Annotated in this window: 10 protein-coding genes; all 10 read right to left on the bottom strand. The window is 74.0% G+C overall.

Features of this window, described 5'->3' with window-relative positions:
- Nucleotides 1–1,379, bottom strand: a 1,379-nt coding sequence (locus tag N865_RS20890) for a lactate utilization protein B (RefSeq protein ID WP_034810210.1), incomplete at its 3' end; no start/stop codon positions are given.
- A complete protein-coding gene (locus N865_RS20885) occupies nt 1,376–2,131 on the bottom strand; it encodes a (Fe-S)-binding protein (RefSeq protein ID WP_034810209.1) in 756 nt (251 codons plus the stop codon). The genes N865_RS20885 and N865_RS20890, both read right to left, overlap by 4 nt.
- 249 nt (nt 2,132–2,380) lie before the next feature.
- The gene (locus tag N865_RS20880; RefSeq protein WP_034810208.1) at nt 2,381–4,057 is read right to left on the bottom strand and encodes an ATP-binding cassette domain-containing protein; all 1,677 of its coding nucleotides are present in this window, start codon (nt 4,055–4,057) and stop codon (nt 2,381–2,383) included.
- Nucleotides 4,054–5,718, bottom strand: a complete 1,665-nt coding sequence (locus tag N865_RS20875; RefSeq protein WP_034810207.1) for an ABC transporter transmembrane domain-containing protein — start codon at nt 5,716–5,718, stop codon at nt 4,054–4,056. Before N865_RS20875 ends, N865_RS20880 begins: the two co-directional genes overlap by 4 nt.
- A 188-nt stretch (nt 5,719–5,906) precedes the next feature.
- Nucleotides 5,907–6,038, bottom strand: a complete 132-nt coding sequence (locus N865_RS23800) for a hypothetical protein (protein WP_281173530.1) — start codon at nt 6,036–6,038, stop codon at nt 5,907–5,909.
- Nucleotides 6,039–6,135: 97 nt separating this feature from the next.
- On the bottom strand, nt 6,136–6,267 hold the full coding sequence (locus N865_RS23360) for an ALQxL family class IV lanthipeptide (RefSeq protein ID WP_211244944.1): 132 nt from the start codon (nt 6,265–6,267) through the stop codon (nt 6,136–6,138).
- A 53-nt stretch (nt 6,268–6,320) separates the two neighbouring features.
- On the bottom strand, nt 6,321–6,467 hold the full coding sequence (locus N865_RS22910) for a hypothetical protein (protein WP_157557817.1): 147 nt from the start codon (nt 6,465–6,467) through the stop codon (nt 6,321–6,323).
- 53 nt (nt 6,468–6,520) lie between these two features.
- Nucleotides 6,521–6,667: a hypothetical protein gene (locus tag N865_RS22905; protein ID WP_157557816.1), complete on the bottom strand. Its 147-nt coding sequence runs from the start codon at nt 6,665–6,667 to the stop codon at nt 6,521–6,523.
- 6 nt (nt 6,668–6,673) lie between these two features.
- Entirely contained in the window at nt 6,674–8,449 is a 1,776-nt protein-coding gene (locus N865_RS20870; RefSeq protein WP_034810206.1) for an alpha/beta hydrolase family protein, read from the bottom strand.
- Nucleotides 8,446–9,311, bottom strand: an 866-nt coding sequence (locus tag N865_RS20865) for a lanthionine synthetase LanC family protein (RefSeq protein ID WP_034810205.1), incomplete at its 5' end; no start/stop codon positions are given. The genes N865_RS20865 and N865_RS20870, both read right to left, overlap by 4 nt.

The raw sequence follows: 9,311 nt of genomic DNA, 5'->3' as shown, positions 1-9,311 counted from the left end.
ATGCCGTGCCGCGCGGTCCCGGCGGCCCGCCCCGCCCGCGCGAACCGCGTCGCGTCGCCCATGACCCAGGCGGCGGCCGCCATGGCCGCGGCCTCGGCCGTCGGCACCCGGTGGTGGGCCGCATGGGCCTCGGTGTGCTCGGCCCGGAGCTGAACGAGCAGGTCGGGGATGTTGATCTTGACCGGGCACACGTCGTAGCAGGCTCCGCAGAGGCTCGACGCATAGGGGAGCGAGTCGTTGGGGTCGGCCTCTCCGGTGACGCCGGTGAGCAGGGGCGTGAGCACGGCGCCGATCGGGCCGGGGTAGACCGATCCGTAGGCGTGTCCGCCGGTCCGCTCGTAGACCGGGCAGACGTTGAGGCACGCCGAGCAGCGGATGCAGTGCAGGGCGGTGCGACCGAGGTCGTCGGCGAGGGCGCGGGTCCGGCCGTTGTCGAGCAGGACGAGGTGGAACTCCTGCGGTCCGTCGCCGGGCGTCACGCCCGACCACGTCGACGTGTAGGGGTTCATCCGCTCGCCCGTCGAGGAGCGCGGCAGGAGCTGGAGGAACACCTCGAGGTCGCGCCAGGTCGGGACGACCTTCTCGATCCCCATGACGGTGATGAGCGTCTCGGGCAGCGTGAGGCACATCCGGCCGTTGCCCTCTGACTCGACGACGGCGAGGGTGCCGGTCTCGGCGACGCCGAAGTTGGCCCCCGAGACGGCGACCCTGGCCCGGAGGAACACCTCGCGCAGGTGCGAGCGCGCGGCGGCCGCGAGGACGGCAGGCTCGTCGGTCAGGGCGGACGCGTCGACGCCGGGCATCTCCCGGGCGAAGATGTCGCGGATCTCCGCCCGCCCGCGGTGGATCGCCGGCACGAGGATGTGGGAGGGCCGGTCGTGACCGAGCTGGACGATGAGCTCGGCGAGGTCGGTCTCGTGAGCGGTGATCCCGGCCGCCTCGAGCGCCTCGTTGAGGCCGATCTCCTGGGTCGCCATCGACTTGACCTTGACGACCTCGCTCGCGCCGGTGGCCCGCACGAGGTCGACGACGACGCGGTTGGCTTCCGCGGCGTCACGGGCCCAGTGGACGACTCCGCCCCGGGCGATGACGGCGGCCTCGAGCTGCTCGAGGAGCTCGGGCAGACGGGCCATCGTGTCGGCCTTGATCGCCGAGCCGGCCGAGCGAAGGGCCTCCCAGTCCGGAACCTCGCCGACGACGGCCGCCCGCTTGGCACGGATCGTCGACGTCGCGTGCCCCAGGTTGCGCCGCAGCCTCGTGTCGGCGAGGGCCTCCCGGGCCTCCTCGGGGAAGGTGCGGTCGCCGGTGAGGTGGCCGACCGCCGTGTCGGCGGCTGGCCCCGGAACCCGGCCCAGCGGCATACCGAGGAAGGTGCTCATGCCGTGTCCCCCGCCGTGCTCGCGAGGATCTCGGCGAGGTGGACGGGCCGGACGCCCGTGCGCAGACGGGCGAGCCCGCCGCCGATGTGCATGAGGCACGAGGCGTCGCCCGCGGTCACGACCTCGGCGCGCGTCGCGAGGACCGATGACATCTTGTCGGCGAGCATCGCCGTCGAGGTGTCGGCGTTCTTGACCGCGAAGGTGCCACCGAACCCGCAGCACGTGTCGGCGGCGGGGAGCTCGACGAGGTCGATGCCGCGCACGGCGTGCAGCAGCCGCCGCGGGCGATCGCCGACCCGGAGGAGCCGGAGCGAGTGGCACGTCGGGTGGTACGTGACCCGGTGGGGGTAGGTCGCCCCCACGTCGGTCACACCGAGGACGTCCACGAGCAGCTCGGACAGCTCGAACGTGCGGGCGGCGACGGCCTCGGCCCGGAGCGCGAGCGCCTCGTCGCCCTCGCGCCGGGCGACCGCGGCGTGCTGGTGGCGGACCGACCCGACGCACGAGCCCGACGGGGCGACGATGGCCTCGCATCCCTGGGCAACGGCCCGTTCGAAGACGTCGACGTGGTGGGCGACGAGGCCGAGCGCGTCGTGCTGGTAGCCGGTGTTGGTGTGCATCTGCCCGCAGCACGTCTGCTGCTGGGGGAACACGACCTCGTGGCCCAGCCGTTCGAGGACGGTCACGGTGGCCTTGCCGACCTCCGGGAAGAGGACGTCACCGAGGCACGTGACGAAGAGGGCGATCCTCATCGTCGGGACCGGGTCGTCGGGGTGTTCGCCAGGGGCTGGGAGACAGTCATGGGCGCTCCTCTCGCCGCAGCAACGTACCGCGTCCGGCGTGGGCGAGGGGGTCGAGCGCCGCGCCGACCACAGCTTCTCCGCCGGGGCGAAGGAATCCGGGCCCGAACAGGTGTGGCGACCGCAACAGGTCCGCCCCGGCATGGACGAGGCCGTATGCCGGGTGACCGGGTCCCGTGCGCGACGCCGGTCAGCGGTCGCTCAGTGCGCGTAGAGCGCCGCGTGCGAGTGGAGGTCGCGATAGGCGCCGTGGCCGTCGAGCAGGTCCACGTGGCGGCCGGTGTGAACGCTGGAGCCGTCGAAGAAGACAACGGTGTCGGCCCGCCCGGCGACGTCGACCCGGTGGGCGATCGTGACGAGGGTCCGTCCGCCCGCTGTGAACGCGGCCTCGATCGCCTCGTCGTCGCCGACAGGGAGCAGGCTCGTGGCCTCGTCGAGGACCACGACGTCGGCCGGGGAGAGCCACGCCCGCGCAAGCACGACCCGCTGGCGGTCGGCCGCGGTCAGCCGCTCGTCGCGGCTGCGGATCTCTCCGTCGAGGCCACCGAGGCGGTCCCCGAGGCCGGCGAGGCCGAAGACCTCGAGCGCCTCGCGGAGGCGGTCGTCGTCGGCGGTCGGGGCGAGGTGGAGGAGGTTCTCCCGGAGGGTCCCGGCGAAGACGTAGGCCTCCTGGGGCACGAAGCACAGCCTCTCGGACGCGTGGACCGTGCCGCCCGTCGGCGTCTCGAGCCCGGCGACCAGCCGTGCGAGGGTGGACTTGCCGGTGCCGCTCGCACCGAGGACGGCAACGTGCTCGCCGCGCCGGACCTGCAGGTCGAGGCCGGTGAGGACCGGTCGGCTCTCGGGGCGGTAGGCGAAGGCGAGACCGCGCAGCTCCACGGCATACCCCTGCGTGGGCCGGGACGGCGTGCGAGCGTCGCGGCTCTCGGGGCCGGGGCGCCCGGCGACGAGCGCGAGCCGGTCGAGCAGGACGACGAGCTCGACGACCCAGCCCCCCGAGACGGCGACGAACGACGACACGGCCGGGGCGAGCACGGTGAGGACGTAGGTGGTGGCCCCGATGACGGCGCCCGCGCTGAGCGACCCGTCGCGCAGGAGGGGCAGCGACACGAGCAGCACGCTGAGGAGGGGAATGTGGGCGCCGAGGGCGATGACCGACTGGCGGAGGGCCGTCGTGCGGACGACCCGCAGCTCGGCCGCGGCGACGGAGTCGGCCCCGGCGAGGAGCCGCTTGCGGCCCCACGCGTCCGCCCCGAGGCCGCGCAGGGCGGGCAGGTCGGCGAGCACCGCGGCGGTGTCCGCGCCGAACGCCTCCTGCTCGAGGGCCGCCCGGCGCTGCCGGCGCACCGTGCGGGGCACGAGGAGCGACTGGAGGGCGAGGGCGGCTGCGAGGGGGACGAGCACGGCCAGGCCGAGACGGTTGTCGAGGAGCAGGAGCCCGACGCAGGCCGTCGCGAGCGGCACGACGGTCGAGCGGAAGCTGCGCAGCACCGCCGACACGAGGTTGCGGACCTGGTCGACCTGCTCGATGGTCTGGGTGACCGTGGCCGCACCCGGTCGGCCGGTGCGCGCGCACTCGGCGAGGGTCCCGCGGACGGTGGCCGTCATGAGGCCGTCGCGGAGGTCCTCGACGAGAGGCGACATCGCGGCATACAGCCGGCGGGTTGCAGCAGCGCCGACGACCATCGCGACGGCGATCGCGCCGAGCCAGAGGGTCGCGGCCGAGGGCCGGCCCGCGACCAGGGCGTCAACGGCGTGCGCGACGGAGACCCCGGAGACGAGCGCGGGGAGGCACTCGACCGCCGACCAGGCGGCGACCCTGGCCAGGCGTCGGGGCGCAGGGGTGGTGCTGCGGAGCAACCGGAGTCCGGCGTTCATCGGGCCTCTCCCGTCAGGATCAGGTCTTCCTCGTCCCTCGGTTCGATGTCTTCCACGGTCATCGGTGACCGTGGAGAACATGCAACGGACAGGTCGGCGATCGCCGCGAGGGCGGGGCGGCCCGAGGCGATGAGGACCGTGCGCTCGCCGCGGGTCCCGGCGACGGCACGGACGACCTCGAGCTCGGTGGCCGGGTCGAGGCTGCTCGTGGCCTCCTCGAGGACGAGCAGGCCCGAGCCGTGCAGGAGCGCCTGGGCGATCCCGAGCCGCTGGAGCTCCCCGCCGGACAGGGCGAGGTCGGCGAGCGGCGTGTCGTAGCCGTCGGGCAGCGCCTCGATGACGTGGTCGATGTGGGCCGCCTCGGCGGCACGCCGGACGGCCTCGCGGCCGACGTCGGTCAGGCCGATCGTCAGCAGGCCGGCGACGGTGTCGCCGAGTAGTGCCGGGCGGGCTCCCGCGAGCGCGGCGACGTGCGCGTCCGGCGCGAGGCTGCGCAGGGGTATGCCGTCCACGAGCACCCCCCCCGCCGCGGGGGTCGCTGCCCCGGACGCGAGACGAGCCACGGCGCTGGTCAGGGCAGTCGGCCCCTCGAGCGTCGCGACCCGGCCGGGACGAACCTCGAGGTCGACCGGGTCGGTCATCGTCGGCTCGCCGTCCGTCCCGTCGGTCCAGGCGCTCGCCGCGTGCAGGGTGACGGCGACCGCTCCGCGAGGGGTGGTCGGGGAGGCGCTGCGGTGCGGGGCCGACGCGATCGTGGCGGCGATCTCCGAGAGACGCCGGGTCCCCACCCGGACGCTCGCGAGGCCGGCCGCGGCCTCGATGCCGTCGAGGGAGCCGATGACGAGGGTGGCGTAGCCGATGAGGGCCGCCAGCTCGCCGGCCGAGATCCGGCCGCGGGCCAGCGAGACGCCACCGATGGCGACGGTGACGAGCAGCGCTGCCGGGACGAACACGCCGGAGCGCCAGGCCATCCGGCCCTGCAGGGCCCAGAGCGACCGGCCGGCCGCCCGGACGCCGTCGAGCGGCGTGAGGACGCGCTCGGCCTCGGTGAGCCAGGTGCCGTGCGCCTGGATGCTCGCGGCACCGCGCTGGGCGTCGAGGGCGCGGTCGGCGATCCGGGCCTGCCCGGCCCGGTAGGCCTCGAGCGAGGGCGTGCTGTCGGCGACGAACCGACGCACGACCATGACGAGAGCGACGAGGCCGAGCAGGAGGCCGACGAGGACCCACCAGTCGATGAGCGCGATCGAGACGAGGCCGACGACGAGGGTGGCCGCGACGAGGGTGATCGAGATCGTGATCCCGAGCGCGGCGGCCGGCTGTGCCGCGTCGACGAGCAGACGTGTGGCGGTGTCGCCGGCGCTCGTCACCCGAAGGGCCTCGCGGTCCGTGACCGAGGCGATCGCCCGGGCCCGCAGCCGCTGGGTCACGCGGGCGGCATACGTGCCTGCCGACAGACCCGTACCGGCGCTGCAGAGGCTCGCGACGACCAGGACCGCTGCGAGGCGCACGAGGCTCTGCCCGGCGTCACCGCCCGTCGTGACGCGGTCGAGGGCCTGGCCCACGAGCCTCGGGACAGCGAGGGAGGCGAGCGCCGCGAGGACGGAGAGGCCGACCGTGGTGAGGGCCCAGGTCGGGGCGAGTCGCCACGTCGTGGTGCGCATGTGGAGGCCTTTCGTGGGTCCGGTTGGTGAGGAGCCTCGGTGGGTACCTCGTGGATGGTGATCGCTGGGTGGTGATCGCTGGGTGGCGTCGTCGACGCTCACCGGTGAGAATCGCGTGGTGACAGTCGCGGTGGTGAGTCCTGTCGGTGGCCGGCCCCGTTAGCGGCAGGGCCGGCCACCTGCAGGCCTCACCACTCGGTGATGAAGCACGTGATGAAGCAGGTGGTGCTGCAGAAGATCAGGCCGGTGCCCTCGAGGTCGGCGAGCGCGGTCGGCTCCGTCTCGGGGAGCCCGTCAAGGGCTGCGATGTCGATGGTCATGGGCGGTCACCCCCTTCGCGGGTGTCTGGGACGTCGGGCGTGCGACGTCGTTGTGCAGGGCCGTGATGACATCTCCGGTGCGGTCAGGCGCCGGTCGTCACCACTCGGTGATCCAGCAGGTGACGTAGCAGGTCTTGCTGCACTTCTCGAGGCCGATGCCCTCGAGGTCGGCGACGGCGGTCGGCTCGGTCTCGGGGAGCATGTCGAGGGCGATGATGTCGATGGTCATGATGAGTTTCCTTGTCTCTGTGTCTTGCGAATGTCGTTGGTGGTGTGGGCCGCTCAGGCCTCGGTGACCTTGCACGTGTAGAGGCAGGTCCAGAACCAGCAGGTCTCGGAACAGGGCAGGAGGCCCTGGCCGTCGAGGTCCGCGAGGGCGGTCGGCTCCGTCTCGGGGAGCGTGTCGAGGGCGATGATGTCGATGGTCATGATGAGTTTCCTTGTCTCTGTGTCTTGCGAATGTCGTTGGTGGTGTGGGCCGCTCAGGCCTCGGTGACCTTGCACGTGTAGAGGCAGGTCCAGAACCAGCAGGTCTCGGAGCAGGGCAGGAGGCCCTGGCGGTCGAGGTCCGCGAGGGCGGTCGGCTCCGTCTCGGGGAGCAGGTCGAGCGCGAGGATGTCGATCGTCATGGTGTTTCACCTCCTCTCTGGTGTGGTGGTCGGGCGCACGGCCTGCGGCCGGCGCGAGCTGTGGTGGCAGAAGGCCGCGATGCTCTCGATCGCGTCCTGCCGACGGGGTGAGGTGAAGACGTCGTGCCCGCAGCCGCCGAGGCGCAGGAGGCACGACCGGTCGGGGTCGAGGGCCTCGGCCAGGTGCTCGGCCTCGGCGACGGGGACGACCGTGTCTAGGTCGCCGTGGAGGACGAGGACGGGCGCGGTGATCCGGTGGGCGACCGTGGTGAGGTCGGGACCCGAAGTCCCCCCGAGCCGGCGCACGAGCTCTGCGACCGGGCCGCCGCCGTCGACGACCCGGCGGCCGCTGACGAAGGGCGAGACCGACACGCACCCGCTCCACGCCGCGGGCTCCGCGGCGGCCGCGAGCACGGCCAGCCAGGCGCCGTACGAGTGCCCGAGGACGACCGGCCGCGGGAGGTCAGGGCCCCGCAGGGTACGCAGGGCCCCCGAGACGGCGAGGACGTCCGCGAGGTCGGGTCCACCCCATTGGTCGCGGATCGCGAGGGCGTGGTCGGTGCCGTAGCCGGTGCTGCCTCGGACGTTCGGGGCCACGACCGCGATCCCTGCCCGGGCCAGGCCGGCGAGGAGCGGCTCGTGGTGGGCGCGCCACGCGTCGAGCGGGCCGCCGTGCAGGGCGACGGCGACGGTGCGCGCCGTCTCGGGGTCACCGACGACGACGCACTCGATCGGGCCGTCGGCTCCCGGGAGGGTGGTGACCCGGACCGGGACCGACGCGGCGACCGTCTCGTCGTCGAGCTCCCACGACCCGTCCACCAGGTCGACCCGCAGGAGCGTGCCGGTGTGGTCGGGCGTCGCGACCGGGACGACGAGCTCGGCGTCGCCTAGGTGCCCTCGACCGAGCACGACGAGGGGCGGCAGGTCGGGGCGGCTCGCCTCACCCGAGACCGTCGAGACGATCCGGATCGACGACACGGCGCCCTGTTCGACCGAGACCGCGATCCGCGTCCCGTCCCGGCTGGCGCCGAGATAGGTGACGGCACCCGCCGGCAACCCGTCCGGGAAGCGCACCGGCTCCTGCCCTGGGCGACCGAAGCCCACCCGAGGGGTGCCCCACGCCGTCGTCGAGACGACGATGAGGTTGGCACCGGCGACGTGGTCGACGACCTGGTCCTCGCTCGTCGGGCGGACCGAGAAGAGAGGCGTGGCCTCGCCCGTGGCGATCTCGACCTCGACGGCCTGTGACGGGTTCGCGTCGTGCATGACGTTGAGGGCGAGGCGCTCGCCGGCCGCGTCGAGCGCGACCGCGCCGAGTGCCCGACCGTCGACCGTGACGAGCGGCTCGAGGCGGTCGGCGACGAGACGATGGACGTGCGTCCGTATGCCGTCGCCCTCGAGGACGAGGACGGCGTCCCCAGCCCGGACGAGCTGGACCGACTGGCACACGAAGGTCGCGATCCGCGTCGTCTCGCCCGTGACGGTGACGGACTCGACGACGTGGGCGCCGCGGCGGTGGTGGCAGACGAGGACCGAGCCGCCGTCGTCAGGGAGCAGCTGCGAGTGCACGGAGAGCCCGGGGAGGGCGACGACGCGTCGCTGGGTCGACGACCCGGCGCGGTGGCGGATCTCGAGGACGGGAACCCCGCCGGCGCCGACCATCGTGCAGGCGGCCACCGAGCCCGAGGGTGACAGCCGCCACGAGACGCGCACCGGCTCCGACGGCTGGGCCGCAGCGGCCGTCACGTCGCCGCGAAGGGCCGGCACGACCGCCGCGGTCATCGCGCACCCTCCGGCATCCAGAGGCGCGGACCGCCGTGGCGCAGCCGCAGCAGGGTGGACAGGGCGCCGGCGTAGCCGACACCGAAGTCGGGAGTGATCCGGCCGGGCTCGTCGCCGAGGCCGGTGCCGATCGTGTCCACCTGCCGGCGGTCCCACATGATCCGCAGGAGGTCGCCGGCCTGGTCGCGGTAGGTCCCGCCGAGCACGTCGGCGAGGTCGAGCAGGGTGTCCGCGTTGCCGGAGAGGCCGTGGCAGTAGGCGATGCCGGACTGCCACTTCGACGCGACGATCGCTCGGGCGGCGCCTTCGAGGACGCCCGCCACCTCTCGGTCGCCGGTCATCCGGGCGAGGAAGGTCGCGACGCCGCTCGAGCCGTTGCACCAGTGCTGGATGCCGGGCGCCGGCTCCTCGGGGCTCGAGCCCCAGAGCAGGCGGCCGTCCGACAGCTCGAGCGAGGCACGCACGAGGCTGTCTGCGGACTCGACGGACAGCGCGAGGAGGCGGTCGTCGGCGAGGGCGTCAGCGGCATACCGCAGGAAGGTGCCGATGCCCGCGGTGCCGTGCGCGTAGCCGTGGAAGCGCTTCCCCGCGAACGCCGAGGGCGTGCCCGCGGGGGTGAACCACGAGACGCCGTGGGCGTCGCGGGTCACGCGGCCGGCGAGCTCGGCGGCGACCGCGGCGAGCCGGGCCAGGACGCGCTCGTCCCCGGTGAGCTCCCAGAGGCGCACGAGGGTGAGGCCGAGGCCGGCGATGCCCTGCGTGACGTCGGGGCCGGGGAAGTCGGCCGGGATGGCGAGCGCGCGGGCGACGGCCCGGGCGAGCAGGTCGCGGTCGTCGAGGAGCGCTCCCGTCTCGGCGAGCG

Source organism: Intrasporangium oryzae NRRL B-24470, assembly GCF_000576595.1.
GTDB classification, from domain to species: domain Bacteria; phylum Actinomycetota; class Actinomycetes; order Actinomycetales; family Dermatophilaceae; genus Intrasporangium_C; species Intrasporangium_C oryzae.
This window is presented reverse-complemented; position numbering and strand designations above follow the sequence as displayed.